At 54.4% G+C, this 26,934-nt stretch carries 19 protein-coding genes; 14 read left to right on the forward strand and 5 right to left on the reverse strand.

What is annotated here, in order from left to right:
* Window positions 1–43 precede the first annotated feature (43 nt).
* Window positions 44–1,615, reverse strand: coding sequence for a transcriptional regulator (locus tag GKR98_10840; GenBank protein QMU58643.1), 1,572 nt, complete (start codon window positions 1,613–1,615; stop codon window positions 44–46).
* A 136-nt stretch (window positions 1,616–1,751) separates the two neighbouring features.
* On the opposite strand from GKR98_10840, the gene GKR98_10845 reads away from it, so the two are divergent.
* From GKR98_10845 to GKR98_10855, 3 genes are all read left to right on the forward strand, one after another.
* Entirely contained in the window at window positions 1,752–2,390 is a 639-nt protein-coding gene (locus GKR98_10845) for a hypothetical protein (GenBank protein QMU58644.1), read from the forward strand.
* A gap of 52 nt (window positions 2,391–2,442) precedes the next feature.
* A complete protein-coding gene (locus GKR98_10850; GenBank protein ID QMU58645.1) occupies window positions 2,443–3,591 on the forward strand; it encodes an acyl-CoA dehydrogenase in 1,149 nt (382 codons plus the stop codon).
* A 106-nt stretch (window positions 3,592–3,697) separates the two neighbouring features.
* Window positions 3,698–5,308 carry a Rieske 2Fe-2S domain-containing protein gene (locus tag GKR98_10855; protein ID QMU58646.1) on the forward strand — a complete coding sequence of 537 codons (1,611 nt, stop codon included), beginning with the start codon at window positions 3,698–3,700 and terminating at the stop codon, window positions 5,306–5,308.
* A 39-nt stretch (window positions 5,309–5,347) separates the two neighbouring features.
* Here the strand turns inward: GKR98_10855 and GKR98_10860 are convergent, their stop codons facing one another.
* The 3 genes from GKR98_10860 to GKR98_10870 all read right to left on the reverse strand — a co-directional run bounded on the left by GKR98_10860 (window position 5,348) and on the right by GKR98_10870 (window position 11,793).
* Window positions 5,348–8,992, reverse strand: a complete 3,645-nt coding sequence (locus tag GKR98_10860; GenBank protein ID QMU58647.1) for a hypothetical protein — start codon at window positions 8,990–8,992, stop codon at window positions 5,348–5,350.
* Between the two features lie 30 nt (window positions 8,993–9,022).
* Window positions 9,023–9,739 carry a hypothetical protein gene (locus tag GKR98_10865; protein QMU58648.1) on the reverse strand — a complete coding sequence of 239 codons (717 nt, stop codon included), beginning with the start codon at window positions 9,737–9,739 and terminating at the stop codon, window positions 9,023–9,025.
* A gap of 410 nt (window positions 9,740–10,149) precedes the next feature.
* Entirely contained in the window at window positions 10,150–11,793 is a 1,644-nt protein-coding gene (locus GKR98_10870; protein ID QMU58649.1) for a choline dehydrogenase, read from the reverse strand.
* Between the two features lie 59 nt (window positions 11,794–11,852).
* Between GKR98_10870 and GKR98_10875 the strand changes: the two genes are divergently transcribed.
* The 11 genes from GKR98_10875 to GKR98_10925 all read left to right on the forward strand — a co-directional run bounded on the left by GKR98_10875 (window position 11,853) and on the right by GKR98_10925 (window position 24,564).
* Entirely contained in the window at window positions 11,853–13,085 is a 1,233-nt protein-coding gene (locus GKR98_10875; GenBank protein QMU58650.1) for a TRAP transporter substrate-binding protein DctP, read from the forward strand.
* Window positions 13,086–13,192: 107 nt separating this feature from the next.
* Complete coding sequence (locus GKR98_10880; protein ID QMU58651.1) at window positions 13,193–13,864, forward strand: TRAP transporter small permease subunit; 672 nt, start codon at window positions 13,193–13,195, stop codon at window positions 13,862–13,864.
* On the forward strand, window positions 13,864–15,222 hold the full coding sequence (locus tag GKR98_10885; GenBank protein ID QMU58652.1) for a TRAP transporter large permease subunit: 1,359 nt from the start codon (window positions 13,864–13,866) through the stop codon (window positions 15,220–15,222). The genes GKR98_10880 and GKR98_10885 overlap by 1 nt, the downstream gene beginning before the upstream one ends.
* A gap of 10 nt (window positions 15,223–15,232) precedes the next feature.
* Window positions 15,233–16,012: a helix-turn-helix domain-containing protein gene (locus tag GKR98_10890; GenBank protein QMU58653.1), complete on the forward strand. Its 780-nt coding sequence runs from the start codon at window positions 15,233–15,235 to the stop codon at window positions 16,010–16,012.
* A 124-nt stretch (window positions 16,013–16,136) separates the two neighbouring features.
* Complete coding sequence (locus GKR98_10895; protein ID QMU58654.1) at window positions 16,137–17,447, forward strand: acetylornithine deacetylase/succinyl-diaminopimelate desuccinylase family protein; 1,311 nt, start codon at window positions 16,137–16,139, stop codon at window positions 17,445–17,447.
* The gene (locus GKR98_10900) at window positions 17,444–18,922 is read left to right on the forward strand and encodes an ABC transporter substrate-binding protein (GenBank protein ID QMU58655.1); all 1,479 of its coding nucleotides are present in this window, start codon (window positions 17,444–17,446) and stop codon (window positions 18,920–18,922) included. The genes GKR98_10895 and GKR98_10900 overlap by 4 nt, the downstream gene beginning before the upstream one ends.
* A gap of 56 nt (window positions 18,923–18,978) precedes the next feature.
* Entirely contained in the window at window positions 18,979–19,926 is a 948-nt protein-coding gene (locus GKR98_10905) for an ABC transporter permease subunit (GenBank protein QMU58656.1), read from the forward strand.
* Window positions 19,926–20,744: an ABC transporter permease subunit gene (locus GKR98_10910; GenBank protein QMU60062.1), complete on the forward strand. Its 819-nt coding sequence runs from the start codon at window positions 19,926–19,928 to the stop codon at window positions 20,742–20,744. Before GKR98_10905 ends, GKR98_10910 begins: the two co-directional genes overlap by 1 nt.
* Window positions 20,741–22,342, forward strand: a complete 1,602-nt coding sequence (locus GKR98_10915; protein ID QMU58657.1) for a dipeptide ABC transporter ATP-binding protein — start codon at window positions 20,741–20,743, stop codon at window positions 22,340–22,342. The genes GKR98_10910 and GKR98_10915 overlap by 4 nt, the downstream gene beginning before the upstream one ends.
* Window positions 22,343–22,354: 12 nt before the next feature.
* A complete protein-coding gene (locus GKR98_10920) occupies window positions 22,355–23,809 on the forward strand; it encodes an aldehyde dehydrogenase family protein (GenBank protein ID QMU58658.1) in 1,455 nt (484 codons plus the stop codon).
* A gap of 8 nt (window positions 23,810–23,817) precedes the next feature.
* Window positions 23,818–24,564: a glucose 1-dehydrogenase gene (locus GKR98_10925; protein ID QMU58659.1), complete on the forward strand. Its 747-nt coding sequence runs from the start codon at window positions 23,818–23,820 to the stop codon at window positions 24,562–24,564.
* Window positions 24,565–24,574: 10 nt separating this feature from the next.
* Here the strand turns inward: GKR98_10925 and GKR98_10930 are convergent, their stop codons facing one another.
* Window positions 24,575–26,869, reverse strand: coding sequence for a molybdopterin-dependent oxidoreductase (locus GKR98_10930; GenBank protein ID QMU60063.1), 2,295 nt, complete (start codon window positions 26,867–26,869; stop codon window positions 24,575–24,577).
* Between the last annotated feature and the right edge of the window lie 65 nt (window positions 26,870–26,934).

Below are 26,934 nucleotides of genomic sequence, written 5' to 3' on the forward strand. Positions count from 1 at the left end.
AGCTGACAGAAGAAAATTCAGAACTCAAAAAGGCCGAGCGGTTCTAAAACCCCAGTGACTTCAGAGATTGCTCGAACTTGCCGCGTTGATCAGGTGTAGCAAACGGGAACGCTTGAAAGAACTGCTGGGTATTGGCGTCTGGTCTGCGACGTTTAGCATCCCTGGCCCATTTTTTCGCTGCGTCCGCGTTTCCATTCAGGTCGTTAGAGACCGCGGCGATCATCGACATGTAATAATGTGCACCCGGTGCACGGGCTCCGCGGTCACCCCATACAGCCGCTTCTTCGTGGCGCCCTTCTGCAATGTGCGACATGCATTCGACACCTAGCATCGCATAGTGCAATGGATCCAGCGGACTGAGCATCATGGCCTTTTGGTTCTTGGCGATAGCCTGATCCCCTTCGCTTAGCAGCATTGTCGACAACGCATGTCCATAATGCCCCTGGGCAAAGTTCGGCGAAATCTCAAGGCTTCGCCCCATCCAAGATTGCATGCCTTCCACGTCACCGGCTATCCAACGCGAACGTCCCATGCAATAATTTCCAAATGGGTCAAGCATATCTAACTCAAGACTTTTTTCCGCGCTGGCCGTCGCACTTTCGATAATTTTCTTGATGTCAAAATCGTCAGAATAGCTCATGAAAGCCGATTGAAACGCGCTGAAGGAAAGTCCGGCGTGCGCGCGGGCAAACCCCGGCTCTTGCAGGATCGCGCGTTTGAATCTTTCTTGCGCGATGTCGTTGTCACGGCGGTTAAAGCGATAAAGGTGCTGAAGGCCGATGTGATACTCAGCCCATGCATCCAGATTTTCCGGAGAGGCGATGCGGGCTGCTTCCGCCTCGCTTAGGGGAACATGCAGTTCCATTGCGGCAATCGCTGCCCCAATGATGTCCGAACGGATTTGATGTACCTGATCAACCGTGCCGGAGAATGTGTCGCTCCAGATCACTGTGCCGTCGTGCGTGCGCGCAAGTTCGACTGTCACACCAATATGAGGATCCGCGCGGTCTATCAGCCCCGACAAGACATACCGCACCCCAAGAAGGGATTGGATCGAGGCAAAATCGGGATCAGCCTGACGAAATCGAAAGGACGATCCGCGCGCTGTGACCGTGACCCACCTAAGGCGCGAAAGGGCGGCAATCAGGTCGGCCGCAATAGCGTCACCCATCTGATCGCGAAAGTCCGTGGCACCGAAGGCCCCAAAGGGCAGAACGGCGATTGATGGTTTCCCCTGTCGCCCCAGTTCAGAAATGGTGCCTTGCGGTTCGACCGGCATTTCACTTGCGGCGATCAGGGCCTGACCCAAAATGCGCACATCGGCAACGCATCTAAACCCCTGACCATGAATGGTTTTTATGACTTCCTGACGCGCGCCATCGTCGCCAATAGCTTTGCGCGCTTCTTTCACAACCGTCGAGATTGCGGCATCTGTAATAGCGCGACCATCCCAGATGCGTTCGATAATCTCGTCCTTGGTCACGATCCGGGATGCGTTGTTGGCTAGAAGATAGAGCAGGCTCATTGCCCGCGCCGCAACGTGGATCGGCGTGCCGTCTTTACGCACTTCCCCTTTCGCGGGGTCCACCTCGATATCACCGAATGCCAGTATCATTTCGGCAGATTAATTCGCTTCCTCAGATTTTACCATGAAATCCACAGATTGTCCTCAAGTCCGGCAATTCAGAGACCGCTATGCAGTCGGTGTCGCCCAATAACGGGCACCCGAAAACACACAAAGGAACACCGACATGACACGCTTTACTCTTACAACTGCCGCCGCTTTGGCCCTGACATCCACCGCAGCTTTCGCAGGCGAGACACAAACTTCCGCCGTCATGACCCACCCAAGCCAGGGCGATGTGACGGTCGTTGAAAACGCATCCTCCATGATCAGTCGCGTTGAAGACGGCATTTTCGCCACGTTCAACACAGTCGGGCTGACACCTGGTCACGTTCATACAATGTGGTTTGTCACGATGAATGACCCATCCCTTTGCGAAAACGACGGCAAATGCACCAGCAAGGACGTCCTGAAGCGCAGTGAGATTGTGTCTGCAGACGCCGGGTTTGGCGGCGGTGTGATTGTCGCCGAAGACGGCACGGCTTCGTTCAACTGGTACCAGGCAGAAGGCCCGCTGTCTGGCGGTTGGTTCGGCAATGGCCTGCGGTCCAGTGAAACCACCGAAGTGCATCTTGCCATCAACGACCACGGCCCTGTCTTGCCAGGACGTGAATTCGAGATGTTGAACAGCTATCGCGACGGCTGCACCGATGAAAGCATCCCTGCTCCGATGCCCGCTACAGCGCGTGCACAAGGCGAAGCCGGTCCGAACCAGTGCCGTTTGGTGCAGTTCACGATCTTCACAGTTCCCGGCGGCAACTCTTAAAACGCAAATAACGGCAGGGGTTTAGCCCCTGCCCCTTCAAAGGATTACTGACATGACAACGAAAATTGATCTGGCCGCAATACTGGACGATATCGCGCCCGCATTTGCGAAGAACGCCGCCTGGATGGACGCCACTGACGGCTTCATGGGTGACAATTATGACATCCTGCGCGAGCGCGGCATTCTGACGGCACTTATCCCTACCGATCTTGGTGGCGGCGGTGCGACCCACAGCGAGATGTGTGCGTTTGTGCGCGGCGTCGCGAAAGCCTGCCCGGCGACGGGTCTGACACTGGCCATGCATTCGCATCTTGTATCTGCTGCTGTTGCCAACGACCGCGCGGGCCGTCCCGGCCGTCCATTGTTGGAAAAGGTAGTGGCAAACAACTGGATCCTGGTGTCGACGGGGGCAAATGATTGGCTTTCGTCAAATGGGTCCGCACGTAAAGTGGACGGTGGTTACCTGGTCAGCGGGATGAAACCCTTTGCCAGCGGCTCGCCCAAGGGCGATGTGATGGTGACCTCGATTGCTTATGACGACCCCGCAGAAGGCCCGATGGTTCTTCACTTCCCACTGTCGCTGAAGGCCGAAGGCGTTAGCACAATGGGCGACTGGCAAACCATGGGGATGCGCGGGACCGGCTCGGAAACGATCAAGATCGAAAATGCCTTCGTGCCCGATGCTGCAATTGCGGTTAAACGGCCACGCGGACCATATCACCCGGCGTTCAGTGTCATTGTGACCGTGGCGATGCCGCTAATCATGTCGGCTTATTCTGGTGTCGCTGACGCAGCCGTTGAAATCGCAATGGAGCGGGCAAAAGGAACCGACGCTTTGGCCCACATTCAGGCCGGTGAGATGCAGAACTTGAAGACGACTGCTGATCTGGCCGTCGCCGATATGATCCGGCTTTGCAACGACTTCGACTTTGCTCCGTCCCCGGAACTGGCCCGTGCGGGATTGGTGCGCAAAACCATTTGCGCCAATGCGCTGCGCGATACGGTCGCTAAAGCCATGGAAGTTGCCGGAGGGTCGAGTTTCTATCGCAAGTATGGGCTTGAGCGCATGTTCCGCGACATTCAGGGCAGCCAGTTCCACCCGCTTCCTGAAAAGAAGCAGCAGGAACTGACCGGTCGCATCATGCACGGGCTGGAGCCGGTAGCGAAGCCCGAATTGGACACAGCCAAGGCTGCTGCGTGAACAGAAAACCCCAGACGCATAGACTTCTGTGCGTCTGGGTAATTTGCTGGACGGAACAATATTGGCGTGCGTAGGGTTGAGACCTGACCAGCTAAGGACGCCCCCGATGACTCCTGTTTCTGTTGCTAAAATTTCCCAACTTCCTGACCGCAAACCACAATACGCCCTTGTCGGCGAGGTTGATTTGGTGGTGGTGAAATTCGACGACGAAATCTCTGTTTTTTATGGGAGATGCCTGCATCGCGGGGCGCTGATGTCGGATGGATTTGTTAGCGGCAAGAACCTGATGTGTGGTGTGCACTATTGGGACTACCGGTTGGACAGCGGCGTTAGCGAATATGCCAACGACGAGGCATTGCCAAAATTCAAGTCCTGGGCCGAGGGCGATGATCTGCTGGTCGATCAGGATGAGATTGCGGCCTGGGCGCTGGACAATCCGCAACCGTTCAACCGCGACGCTTATCTTGGGCTTTATGCCGACACTTCGCACGGGACAGAGGAAGAACCTTACACCGGGCTGATCCAGCAATATGCGCGTGATGGTCTGAAAAAGGTTGGTCATCACGGCAAGGTGGAAGCCATGGGTGTGCCGCGCGCCGAGCTGCCGGATTGGGACGACATCCAGATGCTGACAGCGCAATTGCACAAAGCGCCGTTGCTGGACGAAGACGACGTGGGAACCGAAGTTGTCATCGGCCCGAATGCGCAGAAGCCGCTTCGGCTGAAGATACCGCTGTTCGTTTCGGATATGTCTTTCGGCGCATTGTCGGAACCCGCCAAGGTGGCGCTGGCACGGGGTGCGGAACTGGCTGGAACCGGGATTTGCTCGGGTGAAGGCGGGATGCTGCCCGAGGAACAAGAGGCTAACAGCCGGTATTTCTATGAGTTGGCAAGTTCAAGGTTCGGATTTTCGTGGGACAAGCTGGACCGCGTTCAGGCGTTTCATTTCAAAGGCGGCCAAGGGGCCAAGACCGGCACGGGGGGCCACCTGCCGGGCAAGAAGGTGAAAGGTAAAATCGCTGAAGTTCGCGGTCTGGAACCGGGCCAAGACGCCATTTCGCCGCCGCGTTTCCCTGAATGGACCGATCCGATGCAGATCAAGGATTTTGCCGACGAGGTACGTGATCGTACCGGCGGCATTCCCATTGGCTACAAACTGTCCGCACAACATATCGAGAAGGATATCGATGCCGCTTTGGCCGTTGGTGTGGACTACATCATCCTTGATGGTCGCGGCGGCGGCACCGGGGCTGCGCCGATTTTATTCCGCGATAACATCAGTGTACCAACAATTCCGGCATTGGCGCGGGCGCGACGGCATCTGGATACTCTGGGGCGTGGTGATATCTCGCTTGTGATTACGGGTGGGCTTCGAAAGCCGGTCGATTTTGTAAAGGCTATGGCATTGGGAGCAGACGCCGTGGCGGTGTCCAATGCCGCGATGCAGGCCGTAGGATGCATCGCCATGCGGGCATGTCACACCAATAACTGTCCCGTCGGCATTGCGACGCAAAAGCCGCATCTGGTCAACCGGTTGGTGGTTGAGAAATCCGCGCGGCAGTTGGCGAATTTCTTTGAGGCGAGCGTAGAGCTAATGCAGGTCATGGCGCGCGCCTGCGGGCACGATCATCTGTCAAAGTTCAACGCCGATGATCTGACAACCTGGAAGCGCGAAATGGCGGATTTGTCAGGCGTGCGATTTGGTGGCTTGGCCTAAACGGCGCGCCCGAACGCCGGGAGTCCGGGCGCACCTGCTTCAGAGGATGACTTCAAGCTCTTCTTGAGGGTCGGCTTCAGGAAGTTCCTCGTCAGCATCCGTGTCGCCGGTCGATGGCACAAGCTCGGTCAGAAGGATTTCGATCTCTTCTTCGGGACCAGTCGGGATCGGGGGAAGAGCGTCGCTACTGCCGCCGCCCAATCCGAAGATCGACAGAAGAATGTCCATGATTTTGGAGAAGATCGAGCCAACTCCACCGCTTTCACCGGCGACGGGTTCGTTGGGTGGATCCCCACGAGGATCTTCTGGCACATCTTCTTCGCCATCTTCTGGCTCTTCTTCGACCGGACGGCCATGAAGTACGTCTAACGCGCCGGGATCACCGCCAGCTTCGGTCAGAAACAGAAGTTCGATCTCGGACAGTGGGCGATCCAGCAGCAGCACATTGTCGATGGAACCATCGAAGTGCCAGTTTAGGTTATCGTTCTCGTCAATACGCGACCGGGTAGAAGCCCCCAGAACCAGGTCTTCAGAGTTACCGGACATGCCACCGGGGAAGCCTGTGTCGGCATCAATCAATTGACCATCAAGATACAGCGCAATCTCGTCTTGGTCGAAGGTGAAGGCGACGTGGTATTCCTGACCAGCCTCGATTTTTGTGCCCCAGTCGACCAGATATTTTTCGCCGTCTTCGCCCTGAAAACGCACCTTCAAAACACCACCGCTGGTGATGTAGGTTGTCATATGACCTCCTTCTCCGAAGCCACTGTGATCTTTAGATAAAAGTGCTTGTTTCTGGTCATTTCCGGGGTTGTTGGCGATGAAGCTAAACGCCCAGGTGCCGTCGTCGGCGGCGTGTACATCGTCATGCGGGATCTCGATGGGATCATTCGTGCCGCCGAAGATACCGCCGGGGTGATCCAGCAATATGTTCGGCTGTTCTAAGCCGCCCGGTACCGCGGATTTCAGATCAACCTCGCCGTCCTGATACCAGCTGTTCGAGGAGTAGTCCCAAGGGCTGGTGCTAACCGGATCACCTTCTATATCGCGGGTGTCATAGCCCAGGTGCATAGTGCCATCTTCAAGTTCGATCCACTTGGTTTCACCAGTAGGCGCAACCGCTTCCTGAATATCGTCAATCGTATCGACAATACCCATGTGAGAGCCCGCGTCTGTGGTGATGTCGTCCTCTTCGACACGATCGCCATGGACAACGATGTAGCCCAGATAATCTTCGTCGTGGGCACCGCCACCTTTGCCTTGTTGCGAGTAGACCGTGATGACAGAAACGGCATCGTCATCCACACCGTCGCCGTCGGTATCGATCATCCGATAATCAACCTCGACGTTTGTTGTATGGCCAATAACCGAGATGGTATCGCCTTCGGATTTGTCGAAATCAGCGACGACGTCGATGCCAAGACCATCAACCCAATGGTCATGAATATAGGTATTTTCACCGGCAACGCCGTGCCAATGGATCATGCGGTTGTCCATTGTGTGTTCAACAAGGATATCTTTTTTTGCGTTGATCAGCGTTTCGAACTGGAAGTGGTCAGCGCCGCCGCCACCAACAAGCACGTCGTCGCCTGAAATGTCCTGATCAATCCAATCATAGAGTTTCAAATATTCAGGATGGATCGAGTCCCCTTCAGGGCGCGAAGGATCGTCGAGCACCAACTGACCAGCCCTTTGTTCGCCGGTATCTGCGCGGCTGATCAAAGTGTCATCACCCGATCCGCCCTCCAACAGGTCGTTGCCACGGCCACCGTCGATGGTGTCGTTCCCGCCTTCGCCCATTACGTGATCATCACCGGCCAGCATTGGAGCCACACCAGACGGGTTGGTCAGTGCTGCGCCGGGACCGTTTTCATATAGGTCGGAAACTTCTGTGGCGTTCAGGGCATCTTCTGGTGTGAACCCTCCCCAGACACCGAAGTCGGAAATGGCACCCTCGAATGGATTGCGCAGGTCTTCAGCGTCGGTTGCGAATTCCTGGGCGGTGTCGTTTACGTCAGCCTTATACTGGTCCGCACCAAATACCCATGGTTCTTCGTTTTGAAGCAAATACGCCTCGGTAAAGGCACCCGGCGTAGCAACGTCGCCGCTGGAGGCGGTCCAGGCATTATCTGCAAGTGCTTCACCATCCACAAAGACCGTAACACCGTCTTGTGTGAACGAAACGGCCAGATGGCTCCATTCACCCTCGGTCAGGACACTGCTGGATTTCCACTCGTGGTTCGAGCCGCCGCCGCCTTCCGCCATGCGCAGGAACAGACCGCCTTCATGATCATAGCCCAAACGGAAATGCCCACCATCTTCCGGACCGCGATGGTCTTTGGTCACGAACATCCCGCAGTCGCCCAGGTCATCGGGGCGCACCCACATGGCGATGGTGCCTTGGGTTACTGACATCGAAGGGTCGTGATCCAGATAGGCAAAATCATTCTCGCCGTCGAAATAAAGTGCGCTGTCGCCGGCACCGCCCGGACCCTGAGCATCCCCGTCAGTGCGCAGAAGTGCCTGGTTTTCATGAAGTGAATAGGCTTTGACGTTGCCGGTTTCTCCGCGGTCATCCGCGTAGGTACCTTCATTGGAAGACCCGAAACTCCAATACCCCAAAGCGCCCGGAAGCCCCTCGGGCGCATCCGGAATAGGCTGGCTGATGTCGTCTGCCCGGCTGGTTCCGGTGATGGTGTAATCGTCGGCTTCTGCTGTGCCCAATTGCTCGAAGGGTGCGCGCGTTTCCAGAAACTCTTCGGTGTCACCTGCCCCCGATGCCAACATGCTTTCGTCGAAATAGCTGTTTTGGAAAGCACCCGCCGGATCGCCAGTCACCGCGCCGGTGTTTTCAGTTCCCATGCCATTGTTCGTGGCCTTGGTTGCGCCCTCTGACGGGGTGCGCGTATCGTAACCCTTGTAGTCCACGCCATCGACGCTAGTGATCTTTTCCTGGCCATTCGGGAACAGGGCTTCGGCCACATCGGCGTAATTGTCGACGATGCCGTAAGTGACGTTGGTGTCTATCTGGATGTCTTCTTTTTCGACGAGATCGCCATGGACAATGACCTGACCAATCAGATCCATATCGTGCGCACCACCGCCGCCATACTGGTTTGAAATGACGGTGATAATGCTTTCCAGAGCGTCGTCGCCCATGACGTCTTTGTGTTCGACGTAGATATTTGCAGTGTGACCGATGACGGCGATGTTGTCTTCGTCGGCGTTGTAATCTGCAATGATATCAATGCCAAAGCTATCGACCCAATGATCGTGCAGTTCGTTGTTTTCTCCTGCGACCCCCGCCCAATTGATGGTTCCGTCCGGTTTGACGTGCTGTTGAATAATGTCGAGCTTGGCGTTGATTTGCGGGGAAATCAGGAATGTGTCTTCGCCTTCGCCCCCGATCAGGATGTCGTCACCCACAATGGGCTGATCGTTGTAAATGGCGAGTTTTTGGGTGACGGGATCGACTTCACCATCAGGGTCATCACGCGTTGGCATGTCGATAGCCAGTTGACCGATCTTCTGAACCCCTGCGTCGGAACGCGCAATTAGCAGATCATTGCCTGCGCCGCCTTCCAACAGATCCGAACCGCGACCGCCATCGAGAACGTCATCACCTTCGCCACCGATCAGATGGTCGTCACCATACCCCCCATAGAGTTCGTCATCGCCACCCATCCCGTCGATGGTGTCGTCGGCGCCGTTTCCTTACACGACATCGCGACCGTCGGTCGTTGTGGTGTTGACGGGTGTTTCAAGGGAACCTTCGCCCAAAAAGAACGACGGGTGATAGTCATCAACAAGAACAGTGGGCACGGCCGACAATTGATCTGTAAAGTCATTTTCTGATTGGTAGAACGCACTTTGGTCAACTGGCAGACCATCGATTTGCAGCGAAAGAGACATGCCGCCGCCGCTGTCAAAGTAAAGCAATTCGACCTGGTAAAGACCGCCTTCAAAGTCAGCCACACGCGGTGTTTCATCTGTCGAGCGCCCTGTGGCATATTCGCTGAAGTCTACTCCCCCAATGTTCAAATCGAAACCGTCATCGGACACGACTGTGATCTCGTGAACTCCGGGCGGGATATAGATGAACCCTGTAAAACTCAGGGCCGACGGCCCCATTTCGAGGTCGCCGTTTCTGTCAAGGCTATCCGCGTCAGCGCCTAAGAACTCAGAAATCGTAGTGTCGGAGTATTTCGCGGCATAGCCTAACTCAGTGGATACAAATTCAGCGTCGGCATCACCGTCAGCGGCCACACGCGCCATGTCGATGTTCCAAATTTTTGTGCCTGGAACATAGGCCGCACCTGCGAGCCCGGTCCCTTCGCTGGGCACGTCTGAAATATCGGTGTAGGCCAGTGCAGGCTCCATCCCAGCTGGAGTATCTTCTTCTGCCGGGTCAAAATAAGCGGTGGTATTCATGCGTAACCTTTCCCATCGCCACGGCCGTAGTGGGCGCGGATCTTTTTGTTGTTGTTTGGGGCACTGAAAAGGACGTTGGGCATCAGCCACACGCCAGCTAACTGACTAAGTTACTGACGATCCGTGACAAGAAATGCGGCAAGAAAATGTTGGAAATGCCAAAGTTTGGGCACATTCGCTTAAGCGACGGCGCGCGTTGGCAGAAATTCGCCGGACGTCACGCAAGTGTAGGTTTTTAAACAATTATCATTGTTCATGAACACGCAACCATTGTCGCGTTTTTTGCGCCAAATAGCGCGAACTGTTTCATCTTTTCCGGAGTGAGAACGAACCCCGGCGATATACCTGGGATTATCTCAGAACACGAAACTGCCGTCTTGGTCCGCGATCTGTCTTCGGCAGGTGGTAGTTCAGGACTTACCCAGCACCAGATCAGAAGCCTTTTCGCCGATCATGATGGCCGGAGCATTTGTATTGCCAGACACTATTTCTGGCATGATCGAACAATCCGCCACTCTTAAACCTTTGATGCCATGCACCCTAAGTCGCGGATCAACAACCGCGTCATCGCCGGTGCCCATCTTACACGTACCGGTCGGGTGGTAAATTGAGGCGGTATTATTGCGCGCCCAGTCCAATGTTGCCTCGTAGTCGTTTATGTCCAGATTTGCGTGGGGTCGAAATTCTTCAGAAATCTTTGACGTAAGTGGCGCGTGCTGCGCGATGCGGCGCGCAATATTGATGCCTTCAACAACGGTTCGGCAATCGGTCTCGGTGGACAGGTAGTTTGGAACGATTTTTGGATACTGCCGCGGGTCAGCTGAGTCCAACTTGATTTCGCCGCGGCTTTCCGGGCGCAATTGGCACACTGACATTGTGAAGGCCGAGAATTTGTCGGCCCCTTTGCCGGGATTTTCGGCAGACAGGGGTTGGACATGAAACTGGATGTCGGGCGTTTCCATATCTTCGCGCGTCTTCAGAAAGCCGGTTGCGAGGCTTGCGGCCATGGTCATGGGCCCAGAACGGAACATTGCATACTTCAAAGCGATGCGGGCCTGACCGAACAGGCTGCTGACTTCGTCGTTCAACGTCGGCTCGTTGCATTTGTAAACCAAACGGGCTTGCAGGTGGTCCTGCATGTTTTTTCCGACGCCGGAGAGCTCTTTCTTAACTTCTATTCCGTGTTCTCCAAGTTCGGCACCATCGCCTATGCCAGAAACCATAAGAAGCTGAGGCGAATTGATGGCCCCGCCCGAAAGTATGATCTCACGGTTGGCCGATATCGTTTGAAGTTTTCCACTGCGGTCTTTGTAGGTGACGCCCGTTGCGCGTCCATTTTCAATTTCAATTTTGTCGACTTGCGCGTGGGTGACGATTTGCAGGTTCTCGCGCCCGCGCACTGGATTGAGGTAGGCGACCGCTGAACTGCACCGGCGACCATTGCGCGCCGTCAGTTGGAAAAACCCGACACCTTCCTGGTCGGCGCCGTTGTAATCTGGATTGAACTTATAGCCGGCAGACTGCGCAGCTGCGACCCAGGCGTCAGTTATAGGTCGCTGGATACGCATGTTTGAGACGGACAACGGCCCCTGATCGCCGTGGTAGTCATCTGCACCCCGCTCGTTGCGCTCGGCACGTTTGAAAAGGGGGAGCACTTCATCCCAGCCCCATCCGGTATTTCCCATCTGGCGCCAGCGATCATAGTCCTGTGGCTGACCCCTTACATAAAGAAGGCCATTCAGGGACGACGATCCGCCCAGGACTTTGCCGCGCGGCCATTCGATGGACCGCCCATTCAAACCAGGATCCGGTTCGGTGACATAGCACCAATCGACGGACGGATTGTGGATGGTTTTGAAATACCCGACGGGGATGTGAATCCATGGGTTCCAGTCACGCCCCCCTGCCTCAAGAAGGATCACTTTGTTCGTCGGGTCGGCGCTGAGGCGATTGGCCAAAACACACCCTGCAGAACCCGCACCAATGACTATGAAATCAGCTTCCAACCCACTTTTCCCTTCCGGCAATAAAAAAACTCTATGCAGAAAGATCATACCGTTCTAGTGTTTTTTGAAACGAAACGTCTCATTTTTTGACATTAAGGGAGGAAAACATGGGAATATCTGATCGGATTGGCGGTGTATCGCGCCGGGATTTCTTTAGAGTAGCAGGGACTTACGGTCTAAGTTCGACGCTTTTGGCAGCTGGCACGTTCGGCGGGGCCATGACAGTGGGCAATTTGGCACGAGCAGCCGAATCAACCTACGAAAAGCGATTCGCTAAAGAGGCAAAGCACACACTGAAGTTTGGCGCTGCTGGATTTAACCCACAAAACCTGTTGATCGAGCGTGCGGGTGCATTGGAATTTGCGCGTGACCTCGAAAGCCGCACCGATGGCGAAATCCGCGTCGACTTTATCGGCAACAACCAAATCTGTGGCCAGGTGTCCTGCGTTGAGAAAACACAGCAAGGCATCGTTGATATCTATGCTGCATCGACTCAGAACTCTGCCGGTGGTGCACCATATCTGAACGTTCTGGACTATGCCTACATGTTCCGTAACCGGGCAGACCAGTATCACTTCCTGTATTCGCCAAAGTCACAAGCGCTTCTTCGTGAGCCTTACGAGCGTCGTCACGGCTTGAAGTTCTTGTTCAGCCACGCTGAACTTCGCGGCATCCAGTTAGGTCTGTCCTGGGAAGACAAGCCAACGGTGACATCCATTGAGCAGTTGTTTGGCACCAAGAACCGCGTAACAGGCACCCAACTTGGCCGTATCGCGATGACTGCGTTGAACCTGAACCCAGTTCCAGTTGCCTGGGAAGAAACACTTGATGGTCTGAAGCAAGGTCTGATTGATGGAGCTGAGACTTGGGCCTCGGCTGTGGCTTATGCCAACATGTCGCCAGTGGTTTCACAGTCGGTTCATCTGAACTTCTTCTGCGGCACCGAGCACACAGCAATGTCGGCTTCGGTATTTGATGAACTTGGTGGTGACTTGCAGGATGCCGTTATGGAATCCTCTTACTGGGCTCAAACCCACGTGCAAGCTGCTAACGAAGCCGCACTGGTCAAGACAGTTGGTCTTTCCGATCCACAACTTCCAAACACGATCTTTGCCAAGAACAATGTACGCAACGCGTTCTTGTCTGACGCCGAGATCAAGAAAGCGGAAGAGATGTGCTCGCCAGAGTTCCAACCACAGCTTTGGGAACAGTGGCGTGAGCGGATCAATGGCTGGCAGGGTGGCGCAGACACCTATCAGGAAATCTATGACGAAGTTCGCACCATCCCTGCGGACACATTGCCGGAGAACGTTGAACCACGTCGTTGGTGGAAAGCGTAATCGACAACTAGGCAGACTGGCCGGCCCGAAAGTTAGGGCCGGCCTTTTTTTAACGGTAGACTAATTTTAGAGTTTTTTTCTATCGGATCCAAAGGGAGGGCCGCCAGATGTCGATATGGGCAGACATGCAGACGATTGTTACGGCAACGCTGAGTGGTGATATCAATTTCAGTGTCGTGAAGGCCTATCGGTCGGACGGGGCGTGGTTCGTCTTAGGACCGCTGACTATCATTGGCGCGTTTCTTGTTCACTATATCTACAAGGCAGTACCTTGGATCGATCGCAATCTGGAGAAGTCGATCGTCGTTTATACCTATGTGATTATGGCAGGCATCATCTTTGTCGGCGTGATCCAGAGATTTGTTTTCTCAGCTCAGGTTCCATGGTCAACGACGATTCCGCCGCTCTTGTTCATGATTATGGCCTGGTATGGTTGTTCGTTTAACGTGAAGTTGCGCACCCATCTGAGCTTTGCCGAATTTCGCACAAAGATGAGCCACCGCGGGCAGCTAGCCTGTCTGATGGTCGACAATGTGCTTTGGATGGTTTTTGCCATCATTGTGGTCACGACAACAGCGCGTGCCACTGTGAATACCTACGACAACTTCGCCATCGTCCTTGGAACCGACAATGTTATGCGGTGGTGGTTCATGGTTACCATGCCGATCTGTTTCATCATGTTGGCAGGTCGCGTGGTTGGGAACGCCATCGAAGACATCGCAAATTATCGAAATGGCGGCCCGATGATCAAACAGGCTGTAATCGGGGGGGATGTATAATGACCGACGGAACCTGGATTACACTTATCTCTTTGGCCGTTACCGTCTTGTTCATGATGGGCACGCCAGTTTTGCTGATCATCTTTTACTGGGTTGTAGGGTGCAGCTTTGTGCTGGATCTGACGCTGGACAACACTGGCTCTGAGCTTTTGAACGTCTTTAAAGATGGCTTTGCCCTGATGGCGATGCCGTTGTTTATTCTGACCGGCGACCTGATCAATAAGTCGGGCATCGCGAAACGATTATCTGATTTTGCCTATGCCTGTTTGGGCTGGATACGGGGCGGTCTTGCGATGGCGGCAATTGGCGCTTGCGGATTGTTTGCAGCGATCTCGGGGTCCAACTCGGCAACCACTGCAACGATTGGGTCAATGTTGCACCCTGAAATGGTCAAAGGCGGCTATGACGAGCGCTTTTCGGCGGCAACCGCTGCCGCTGGCGGCACGGTTGGGATCATCATTCCACCGTCGATTATCTTCATCGTCTATGGCTTCTTGATGAATCTGCCGATTTCGGACTTGTTCATTGCGGGCATCATACCTGGCACACTGATGGTCTTGGCCATGATGATCGCCTGCTTCGTCGTATGTTCGATTAACGGCTGGGGCTACATCATCAAACTATCGCTGAGCCGCGTTATTAAGACTGGCGTCGGTGCCTGGCTTGGTTTCTTTGCCATCGGGTTGGTTCTATGGGGAATTTACACTGGTAAATTCTCTCCGACCGAGGCGGCAGGTGTGACGGTTGGCTTCTGTATTATCGTTGGAATGCTGAGCTATCCCGCCAACAAGATTATGGGCACGAGCGCCGATACTCCAATTGAAGAAAAATCACTGTCTTCGATGGTTGTAGTTGAAGGTTTCAAGCTGACCGAAATCCCTTCGATTGTTGTTCGGTCCGCGCAAATTTCGGGCATTCTGGCGCCGTTGATTGCGGTATCGGTCGTGATGCAGCAAATCTTATCTTTGCTGGGTGCACAGGAAGTGATCGGCAGCTTTGTAACGGGAATGGGTGGGTACTATCCTGTTCTGTTTACTGCCATGGCTATGGTTTTTGTCGCCGGCATGATTTTGGAATCACTACCGGTAACAATCATTCTGGCCCCAATTCTTGCGCCGATTGCAGTGAGTGTTGGTGTTGATCCGGTCCACTTCTCGGTCATATTCCTGGTCGGAGCATCGATTGGTTTCATCACGCCACCCTATGGATTGAACCTTTATGTCGCATCTGGCGTAACCGGGGTGCCTTATTTCCGTCTGTTGCGGTATTCGACGATCTATCTTGTGTCGCTACTTGCGGTTTGGATCTTTGTGGCCCTGACCCCCGAAATGGCACTGGCTTTGCTGCCGAACAGATAAACGAGGGTCTATGCCGGACGACAACGTGCATCACGAGATTGGGCAAATCCCCACTAACCTGAGACTGGTTCGTCTTGTGGAAGTGGTGGCCCAGTCCGGGGTGCCGATGTCGCCAGCGGCACTAAGTGATGCCTTGGGTCTACCAAAGCCAACAATGCACCGGCTGTTGAATACTGCCGAGGCAGAGGAGTTGTTGCAACGGCATATTGACGGCAAAAGTTTCGGACCCGGACGGAGACTTCGGCGCATCGCCACCAATACGCTGTCTTCAGAACGAATGCGTACAGATCGGATGGCAATTCTGCGCGCGGTTGCGTCAGATGTGGGAGAAACCTGTAATATCGCCGTACCAAACCGCGAGGGGATGATCTATCTTGAGCGTGTGGAAACCCACTGGCCATTGCGCATTCAATTACCAATCGGCACACAGGTGCCTTTCCACTGCACGGCAAGTGGGAAGATGTATTTGTCCGCCCTGCGGCGAGACAAGTTGGATCGAACGCTGAAAGCTTTACCGTTAACGCGACACACGAAACGCTCGTTGGTGCGAGTGAAAGACCTGTCCGAGGAGTTGCAAAATACGAGCGAACGGAGTTACGCAACCGATAATGAAGAGTTCATGGACGGGATGGCAGCAATTGCGGTTCCAATCCTAGACGATCAAAATCGGCTTTTGTCGACGCTTTCAATTCACGCACCTATTCAACGACATGACATCAGTAGCCTCGTTCAGTATCTGAAGCGCCTTCGCGAAGCTGCCGATGAACTGGCCGCACTTGCCGTCGATTGACCCGATTGCAGTTCGAAATTGCTCTTCGGTGTTACTGGCCGTTGAGATTTGGCCGAGCCACCAGCTATTGATACCTGCTTCCTGCTAGTGCAGGTTTCCAGAGCTGAGTGGGAGCGAACCAAGTATGCCATTGGACCCCGATGATAATTTGAGCCGCGCTATCACTGCGCGACGCGAAGATCTGATTGCGCTCACCCAGGATTTGATCCGAATTCCAACACTCAATCCACCGGGCGAGAATTATCGCGAGATTTGCGAGTATCTTAAAACCCGCCTGGCAAATGTCGGTTTTTCCATCGAATTGGTGCGTGCCGAAGGTAGTCCGGGCGATAGTGAAAAGTATCCCCGGTGGAATGTCGTCGCGCGACGGGTAGGTGCAATTTCCGGCGAATGCGTTCACTTCAATTCTCACACGGATGTTGTGGAAGTCGGCCAAGGATGGACGCAAGACCCATTTGGTGGAGCGCTGGTGGATGGGCGCATTTACGGGCGTGGTAGCTGCGACATGAAAGGCGGACTTGCGGCTTCGATAATAGCTGTCGAAGCATTTCTGGAATGCGTTCCCAATTTCGCGGGCGCTATCGAGATATCTGGCACAGCAGACGAAGAAACGGGCGGATATGGCGGCGTCGCTTATCTGGCTGATCAGGGCTATTTCTCGCCCGAGCGCGTACAGCATGTGATCATTCCTGAACCTCTTCACAAGGATCGCATTTGCCTTGGGCATCGCGGTGTTTGGTGGGCAGAGATCGAAACTCACGGCGAAATTGCCCATGGGTCTATGCCATTTCTGGGCGACTGTGCGGTTCGGCATATGGGGGCCGTGCTGCACGAGATGGAGCAATCGCTTTACCCCGCCCTGGCGGCCCGCAAAACTGAAATGCCAGTGGTGCCTGAAGGTGCGCGCCAATCGACAATGAATATTAATTCGTTCCACGGTGGACAGGATGAGCTGCCCGCCGATTTTATGGGGTTTCCATCCGCGTGCGTGCCAGACAGCGCCCGGATGATAGTCGACCGTCGTTTTTTGATCGAAGAACGCCTTGAAGACGTGCAAAACGAAATTATCGACGTTCTTGAAAAAGTGAAATCAGAGCGCGAAACGTTCTCGTATGACGTTCGTGAGATGCATCATGTAGTTCCAACGATGACGGATAAAACGTCACCCGTGGTTGAAAGCGTGGCGAAAGCCATTCACGAGGTTGTAGGTCGCGAAGCAGAATATGTTGTATCTCCGGGAACTTACGATCAAAAACACATAGATAGAATTGGGCGACTAAAGAATTGCATCGCCTATGGGCCCGGATTGTTGGAACTTGCGCATAAACCGGATGAATACATCGAGGTAGACGATATGCTGGACTCGGCTAATGTGATGGGGCGCTGCCTTGTCGATCTGCTGACAGACAGCGGCACAAAGGGAGAGAAAACATGAAAAACACGTATCTGATGGGCGTCGCCGCCCTGGCACTTGTGGGAGCTTCGGCGGCCTATTCGGCTGAGACCGGATTGACGGTTGGGCTGCAATTGGAACCGCCCCATCTTGACCCAACCAGCGCTGCTGCGGGTGCAATCGATCAGGTTGTGTATTCCAACGTTTTCGAGGGGCTGACACGGTTTGGCCCGGATGGGTCAGTAAATCCCGGGCTGGCGGAAAGCTGGGAAATCTCTGACGATGGATTGACCTATACCTTCAATCTGCGAAGCGGTGTCGCGTTTCACGATGGCACAACGATGGACGCAGATGACGTGGTGTTTTCATTGGACCGCGCACGCGGGGAAGAAAGTGTGAACGCTCAAAAGGCCCTGTTTGGCGGGATCGAAAGCGTCGAAGCCGTCGACGCCAACACCGTCAAGGTGACGCTTTCGGCCGCAAATGGCAGCTTCCTCTTCAACATGGCCTGGGGCGATGCCGTAATTGTCGCGCCGGAAAGCATTGAAACCATCAAAACCAATCCAGTTGGCACAGGTGCGTTCAAGTTTTCGAACTGGGTCCAGGGTGACGAGATTGAGCTGGTGCGCAATGACAGTTACTGGGGTGATGCGGCAGCTTTAGAGACCGCAACATTTAAATTCATAAGCGATCCGACAGCAGCCTTTGCATCTGTGATGGCAGAGGATGTAGATGTCTTTTACAACTACCCTGCCCCGGAGAACCTGCCGCAATTTGAGGCGGATGCAAGGTTCAAGGTTTTGTTTGGATCGACCGAAGGCGAAACCATTCTTTCCACCAACAACAAGATGCCGCCTTTCGACGATGTGCGCGTGCGTCAGGCAGTTGCCCATGCAATTGACCGTCAGGCTATCATTGATGGTGCGATGTTCGGGCTTGGTACGCCAATTGGAACGCATTTCGCGCCGCATAATCCTGATTACATCGATCTGACCGGCAATTCGAATTACGACCCAGACAAAGCCCGAGCATTGCTGGCAGAAGCCGGGTATGCAGACGGCTTTACGACCACATTGAAACTTCCTCCGCCGTCTTATGCCCGCCGTGGAGGCGAGATCATTGCGGCGCAGTTACGCGCGGTTGGTATTAATACCGAGATCTCGAACCTGGAATGGGCGCAGTGGCTTGAACAAGTTTTCCGCGGTTATGATTTTGGCCTAACGATTGTCAGTCACACCGAACCGTTTGACATTGGGATCTATGCGCGTCCTGAATACTACTTTCAGTATGACAATCCTGACTATCAGCAGTTGATCGTCGATTTGACCGGTGAAACCGATCCGGCGGCGCGGACAGAATTGATTCACAAGGCACAGACCATCATCTCAGAAGACTATGTGAACGGCTATCTGTTCCAACTGGCTGTTCCGACGGTTACGAACGCCAAAGTGAATGGACTTTGGGAAGATGCGCCCACGCAAGCCGTTGATCTGACGGGCGTAAGCTGGTCCGACTAAATCGACCTGTAAGCCTCGGCGATTTCGTTCGCCGAGGCGCTTGAGAGGCACTCGCCATGGCGCGCTATATACTGACGCGATTGCTATCGCTGGCCGTCAGTTTGGTGGTGGCGAGTGTTGTCGTCTTTACAGCTATTGAAGTCATCCCCGGAGACCCAGCGGCATTTATGCTGGGTATCAACGCACAACCTGACACCGTCGCAGCATTACGCGAGCAGCTGGGGTTGGATGTGTCCATGGCGCAGAGATACGTCAATTGGGTTTCGGGCATGCTGATGGGTGATTTTGGCACGTCTTACACCTATAGAACTCCTGTGACCGAAATGATCGGCGAACGTCTCTGGATTTCATTGCCGTTGGCGTTGTTTGCCCTGACCCTGTCAACGTTGATTGCATTTCCGGTTGGCATTTTGGCGGCAACACGGCGCGGCTCAGCCGCGGATACAACAGTTATGGGGCTAACGCAGCTAGGGATTGCGGTGCCTAGTTTTTGGTTCGCGATGTTGTTGGTTCTGTTTTTTTCCATCAACTTGCGTTGGTTTTCAGCCGGCGGTTTTCCAGGATGGGACGAAGGTTTATTCGCGGGCATGAAGGCGCTGACACTTCCAGCAGTCTCGCTGGCGCTACCACAGGCATCGATATTGGCGCGGGTTATGCGGTCTGCTTTGTTGGACACTCTTGGCGAAGACTTCATTCGAACGGCGCGAGCAAAGGGGCTAACCCAAAGACAAGCGCTGTGGCGTCACGCATTGCGAAACGCTTTGATACCGGTGCTAACAATCATTGGACTTCAGTTTTCGTTCTTATTGGCAGGCGCCATCATCATCGAAAACGTATTCTTCTTGCCGGGGCTTGGGCGGTTAATTTTTCAAAGCATCGCACAGCGAGATTTGATCGTCGTTGAAAGCACGGTCATGTTGCTGGTTTTTGCGGTCATCCTGGTCAATTTCGCAGTGGATATCGCATATGCTGCGGTTGATCCGCGATTAAGGCGGGCGGGATGATGGCGTCGCGAAATCTGGTCATCGGAGGCATACTGACCGCGATATTCGCTGGAGCGGCGCTCCTGTCCTTTCTTTGGATCCCTTATGACATTGAAGTTCTGAATATTGCGGAACGGATGAAGACACCGTCACCCGACCACGTGCTGGGCACGGATCACTTTGGACGAGATATACTGTCGATGATCATGGTGGGCGCTCGGACTTCAATCGCAGTAGCTTTGGTGGCAGTTGGCGTGGGCATGGGGTTTGGGGTGCCAATGGGGCTTGCGGCAGCCGCAAATCGCGGCAGTCTGCTGGACGAAGTGGTTGGGCGCGGGAATGACCTGATATTCGCGTTCCCGTCCCTGTTGATTGCAATTCTGATTACCGCGAGCTTTGGACCAAGTGCGGTTAATGCCGTTATCGCGATTGGTATTTACAACGTTCCAGTTTTCGCCCGATTAACCCGTGGATCAGCCCTTAGCCTTTGGAAGCGGGACTTTATTTTGGCGGCACGGGTTTCGGGAAAAGGTGCGGCACGCATCTCGGTCGAGCATATCCTGCCCAATATTCTAAACTTGCTGATCGTACAGGGGACCATCCTGTTCTCGCTAGGCATTCTGGCCGAGGCTTCGCTGTCTTATGTCGGACTTGGGGCGCAGCCGCCGATTCCAAGTTGGGGGCGTATGTTAGCCGACAGCCAAACAATGATCAGTCTTGCACCACACCTGGCCATGTTCCCGGGATTGGCGATTGTCTTCATGGTGTTGGGATTGAACCTGTTGGGTGACGGTTTGCGGGACATTCTGGACCCCCGGATCAGGAGGGATCTGGGATGAGTCTGCTGGATATCAAAGGACTTTCGCTTTCAATCTACGGCACATCGATTTTGCAGGATGTATCGCTGTCGCTGGAGTCTGGGCAAACGCTTGGTGTCATTGGTGAAAGTGGTTCCGGCAAGTCCATGACCGCGTTTTCGATCCTGCAGCTGCTTCCACGCGGGGCTGCGTCGTCGGGTAGTGTTGAGCTGAACGGCTTCGACATGCTGAGCGCCAGCGAAAGCGAACTTTGTGCGATCCGGGGTGACGACGTTTCCATCGTATTTCAAGAACCTATGACTGCGCTTAATCCGTTGAAAACAATTGGAGATCAAGTTTCCGAAGCCATTCTTATTCACCGCCGCGACGTTGGAAAATCCGAAGCTATCGAGCGCGCTCGCATAGTATTGGATCGCTGCGAGCTACCTGCCGAACGGTTTCCCTTGTCATCGTATCCACATGAATTGTCAGGCGGTCAAAGACAGCGTGTCGTGATCGCTCAGGCAATCGCCCTTCAACCCAAACTGCTTATCGCAGACGAGCCGACGACGGCGCTTGATGTGACGACCCAGGCCGAGATCTTGCGCCTGCTGAAACGTCTGGTGGATGAAGATGATATGGGGTTGATGTTGATCAGCCATGACCTGGCGGTTGTCGCGGATGTTGCTGACCACATTGCCATTATGAAAGATGGCGAAGTTGTCGAAACAGGTGCCGCCGACACCTTGTTCGAGACGATGCGGCATCCCTACACTAAGGCATTGTATTTCGCCTCGAAACATCAGCCGGACAAGAGCGCCTCTCCTGATGAGACGCCGATCTTGTCGGTTCGGAACGTGGTTCGGAATTATCGGTTGCCTCGAAAGTCGCTGTTCGGTTCGATTGAACACTTCCGCGCCGTAGACAACGTCAGCTTTGATGTCCGCCGAAATGAATGCCTTGGGCTGGTTGGGGAAAGCGGATGTGGAAAGTCCACTTTGACCCGTGCGATTTTAGGTTTGGAGCCGTTGCAGGGCGGGGAAATATTGTTGGGCGGCAAGTCGGTCTTTGCGGGATCAAAACCGGATCGCGCTTTGCGTCGCCGCATGCAAGTGGTGTTCCAGGATCCTTATGGTTCTTTCAATCCTCGCCATCGCGTCGATCGCTTGATTACCGAACCTTTTCACTTGCTTGATGAGCAACCATCGCCGGAAGAACGAACCGACAAAATCGCCGAAACCTTGAAGGAAGTTGGTCTTAGGGCCGACGATCAGTTCAAATACATCCACGAGTTTTCGGGGGGGCAAAGACAGCGCCTAGCCATCGCGCGGGCGTTGATCATACGGCCTGATCTCATCCTGTTGGACGAGGTTGTCTCGGCGCTGGATGTCTCAATCCGTGCCCAAATTTTGGATCTGTTGGCCGAATTGGCCGCAAGCCACGGGCTTACGTATCTGTTTATTTCTCATGACTTGTCAGTCGTTCAATCGATCTCGGATCGGGTGATGGTCATGAAGGCAGGAAAGATAGTCGAGCAAGGTTTGACCAGCGACGTATTTCATGATCCGCAACACAACTATACAAAGTCATTACTGGCCGCCGCCCCGAAGCTGCCGGAGATCTCGACTGCCAATGCCTGAAGGAGGTGCGAAATGACGGTTCATCCGCTGGGTGTCGATGCCGATCAGTGCTTCATCGGAGGGAACTGGGTTCCTACTGTTGCCGGCGAGACGCTTGACCTACACAACCCGTCCGACGGTTCGGTCTTGTGTGAAATCGCCCGAGGCGGTGCCGATGATATCGACCGGGCTGTTCTGGCTGCCGAAAATTCCCTGTCTGGAGACTGGGGCCGACATACAGCGGCAGAGCGCGGTCGCTGCTTGGCCAATATCGGTATGCTGGTGCTGGATAACATTGATGAGCTGGCCAAGCTGGAAGCGGTGGACGTGGGCAAGCCCCTAAAGCAAGCCCGCGCAGATGTCCTGGCACTGGCGCGGTACATGGAGTTTTACGGGGGCGCAGCGGACAAAGTTCACGGGGCCACCATTCCCTATCTGGACGGATACACAGTTTATACCCTGCGTGAACCGCATGGGGTGACAGAACATATCGTGCCCTGGAACTATCCGATGCAGATCATTGGGCGGTCGGTTGGCGCGGCATTGGCCATGGGCAACGCCGCAGTTCTGAAGCCTGCCGAAGAAGCCTGTCTAACTGCCCTCGCCTTTGCTGAACTTGCGCGTCTTGCTGGGCTACCCGAGGGCGCATTGAATGTGGTGCCCGGACTGGGAAGCGAAGCTGGCGCGGCCTTGGCGGCGCATCCGTCTGTGCGGCACATTTCTTTCACCGGATCGGTCGGTGTCGGGCGAATAATCCAGACAGCGGCTGCGCAAAACCTGGTTCCCGTGACATTGGAATTGGGTGGCAAGTCCCCCCAAGTCGTTTTTAATGACGCCGACATCGAAGCTGCGCTCCCGTTTCTGGTGAATGCCGGCATTCAAAATGCCGGACAAACCTGCTCGGCTTCTTCACGCATTCTGGTGCAAAAAGGTGTCTATGAAAGCGTGCGCGACAGCATGGCAGAGCGCTACAAGGACCTTCGTGTTGGTGCCGCATTGGATGATTTTGACATCGGCCCACTGATTTCGACCCGGCAAAAGTCCATCGTGGAAGACTTCTTGGCAAAAGGATCGGATTTGAGCATCGCGGCGCAGGGTGTGCTGGACAGTTCCGCTCCTTCAAACGGTGCCTATGTGTTGCCAACCTTGTTCGAGGGAGTCGATCCTGCGCACGGCTTGGCTCAAGACGAGATTTTTGGACCTGTTCAGGTCTTGATCCCGTTTGAAGATGAGGACCACGCTGTCGCAATTGCGAATGGCACAGACTACGGTCTGGTGGCATCTGTCTGGACACGTGATGGAGCCCGACAAATGCGAATGGCCAAAAAACTCCGTGCCGGGCAGGTTTTCGTCAACAACTATGGTGCAGGCGGCGGTGTAGAATTGCCATTTGGAGGAACGGGATTTTCGGGGCATGGCCGCGAAAAAGGCTTTGAGGCCCTTCTAGGATTTTCAACACTAAAGACCGTCGCGGCGTTGCACGGATAGGATTGGGTATGAGGCTGAGCTATAAAACAGCGATTGTTACGGGCGGTGCTTCGGGATTTGGCGCGGGTATCGTGCGAAAGTTCATCGCTGAGGGATGCCGGGTCGTAATTGCTGATCTAAACGAAGAACTTGGGACCACTTTCGCGGCAGAAATGGGCCATAGCGCGCATTTTCTCAGAACCGACGTTTCGAAGGCAGATGAGGTCAAAGCTTTAGGCGATGAAGCAATGTCGGCCTTTGGGAAAATTGACATCTTGGTCAACAACGCTGGCGTAACTCATCAGCCAGCTGCACTGGAAGACATCAGCGAGGATGAATTCGACAGGGTCGTGTCAGTGAACATTAAGTCTGTATTTCTAACTGCCAAAACAATTGTGCCCTTGATGAAGGCGGCAGGGTCCGGGGCGATATTAAACGTGGCTTCGACGGCCGCTGTCAGCCCACGCCCGCGATTGAGTTGGTACAACGCATCAAAAGGCTGGATGACTACCGCGACAAAGGCGATGGCGGTTGAGTTGGCACCGTCAGGCGTACGGGTTAACGCCATTAATCCTGTGGCCGGTGAAACACCGTTGCTGAAAACCTTCATGGGCGAATACACCCCTGAAATTCGGGCCAAGTTTCTGTCTACGATCCCGCTGGGGCGGTTTTCGACGCCCGAGGACATGGGAAACGCCGCTTGTTATCTGTGCTCGGACGAAGCGAGCATGGTGACGGGGGTGTGCATGGAAGTTGACGGCGGGCGCTGTATCTAAGCACCCTTACCTATTCGTTTTCGGTCGCAAACGCTGGTTGCCGATGCACAGTGATCTCGGGCACCGGGTCTTCAAACGGCCGGACGTCCACAAATGCAGAATGCGATGCCGGACCTTGCGATAATCGCGACGTTTTCAAGTCATGGGTCAAAACGTTAGGGTTGCCGTGCCGGTCCCGATCTTGTGGCGCGTCGAAATCGGGATCATACCAAGCCCCCGTCCACAGGAAAATAACGCCCGGTCGTATATCGTCAGTTACTATCGCACCGGCCAGGCAGCGGCCATAACCATTAAATAGTTCAACGACATCACCATCATTAATTCCCCGCAACGCGGCATCTTCCGAATTGATAAGTACCGGCTCGCGATCCTGAATTTTGCGGCTTTTGCTGAAGGAACCGTTATCCATTTGGCTGTGCAGTCTGGTTTCCGGCTGTCCGGAGATCATATGCAAAGGATATGCATCGAGCTGGCCATTTGTATGCGCACGCGGTGGCATCCAAACCGCTTGGCCCGGACAATCATCATAGTCAAAGCTGGCAATCACGTCGGAATATAGTTCGATCTTTCCGCTTGGCGTCTTCAGGCGATTCTCATTTGGGTCGTTGCGATATTCGCTGAGCAGAGAACGCCGTGGCTCAGGGTCCTCTAAACGGATGATGTCTCCATCTAAGAACTCCGGCCACGTCGGCAAATCATCGCCATAGGCGCGCGCTGTTTCGCGGGTTTCCTGCCAAAGACTCTCAAGCCATTCGTCGGACGTTCGTCCAAGGCTGAACGGCTTTTCGTTTGTCATTCGCTCTTCGAGCGCGCAATAAATGTCATACTCTTCGCGTGCCTCATGCGCTGGTTGAGCCAGCCGTGGCATTGGAATCAACGCGTTGTCCCATTTTCCTGCAGCAAAGTCCGCGCGCTCCTCTGGTGCGGCGACTGGCAAGACGATGTCCGCGTGTCGCGCGGTACTGGTCCAGTTGATCTCGTTCACGATAATTGTATCGGGCTGTTGGAACGCCTTACGCAGTCGATTTAGATCCTGGCAGTGATGGAACGGGTTTCCGCCCGCCCACCAAACCATGCGGGTCTGGGGAAATACCATGTTCCGCCCACTGTAGTCATAGGGCTGACCTGGGTTCAGCATCGCATCGGCAAACATTGCGACCGGAACGAAGTTTTCCACCGGATTGAAATGCTGGGGCATTGTTCCACTACGATAGGGACGACCAGTCGACCCAAAACTACCGTTCACGCCATATCCGATTCCGAATCCACCGCCTGGCAGGCCGATCTGACCCAACATTGCCGCGAGCGTCACCGTCATCCACAAGGGCTGCTCACCAAAATCGGCCCGTTGGATACCGGCTGTGGTTGTGATCATCGTTCGTCCGTCAGCCATCTTACGCGCGAGGCTGCGTATATTATTGGCTGGCATGTCGGAAAGAGCTGCAGCCCAGTCAGCGTCTTTCGCAACGCCGTCCTGCTCGCCCATCAAATACGACCGCACCTGATCGAAACCGACCGTATAGCGGTCGAGAAATACCTGATCGTGAAGTTCTTCTGTGAGCAGTGTATGGGCGAGGCCCATCATGATTGCTGTGTCAGTCCCAGGTTTAACTGGCACCCAATCGGCCTTTAACTGATCCCCTGCGTCCGATCTTAGAGGGCTCAAGTTCACAAATGAAACACCCGCGTTAACGCAGCGTTCTATATCGTTGGGAACCTTATGAAAACCAAGGCCGCCGTCTGACACCTGCGTGCTCCGCAATGGCACACCGCCAAACATCACAACAAGATCGCTGTTGTCGGCAATCACGGGCCATCGCGTGGCGTTCTGCACCATCAGACGGTAATTCTGAAGGATATACGGCATCAATTGCAGAGCGGCGTTATAGCTATAATTCCCCTCGGTCCGGACAAAGCCGCCAAATGAATTGAGGAAACGCTTCAGCTGACTTTGGGCATGATGGAAGCGGCCGGCGCTCGACCAACCATAAGAGCCGGCAAATATTGAGTCATTGCCATGGTCGGCAATCACTCTTTTGAGCTCGCCTGCAACCAGATCCAGCGCTCGGTCCCAGCTAACTTCGACGAAAGGATCCTTTCCACGTTCACCCGCATTGGCTGTTGCACCATGCTCAAGCCAGCTTTGTCGAATCGCAGGCCGTCGCACGCGCGCTTCACCGTTCAGGCTGCTCGCAATATTTTCATTAATTCTCGATGGGTCCGGATCCTCGGGATGCGGCCCAACGTTGACAAGCCTGCCATCTTTTACAGTGGCAACGCCTGCGCCCCAGTGATTGGCAGTGATACGACCAGCGCTCACGTCTATGACTCGCCTTGTGCTGATATAAGAAACAATTATATTGTATTTTG

Origin of the sequence: Boseongicola sp. (genome assembly GCA_014075275.1) — a bacterium.
Taxonomy (GTDB): Bacteria; Pseudomonadota; Alphaproteobacteria; order Rhodobacterales; family Rhodobacteraceae.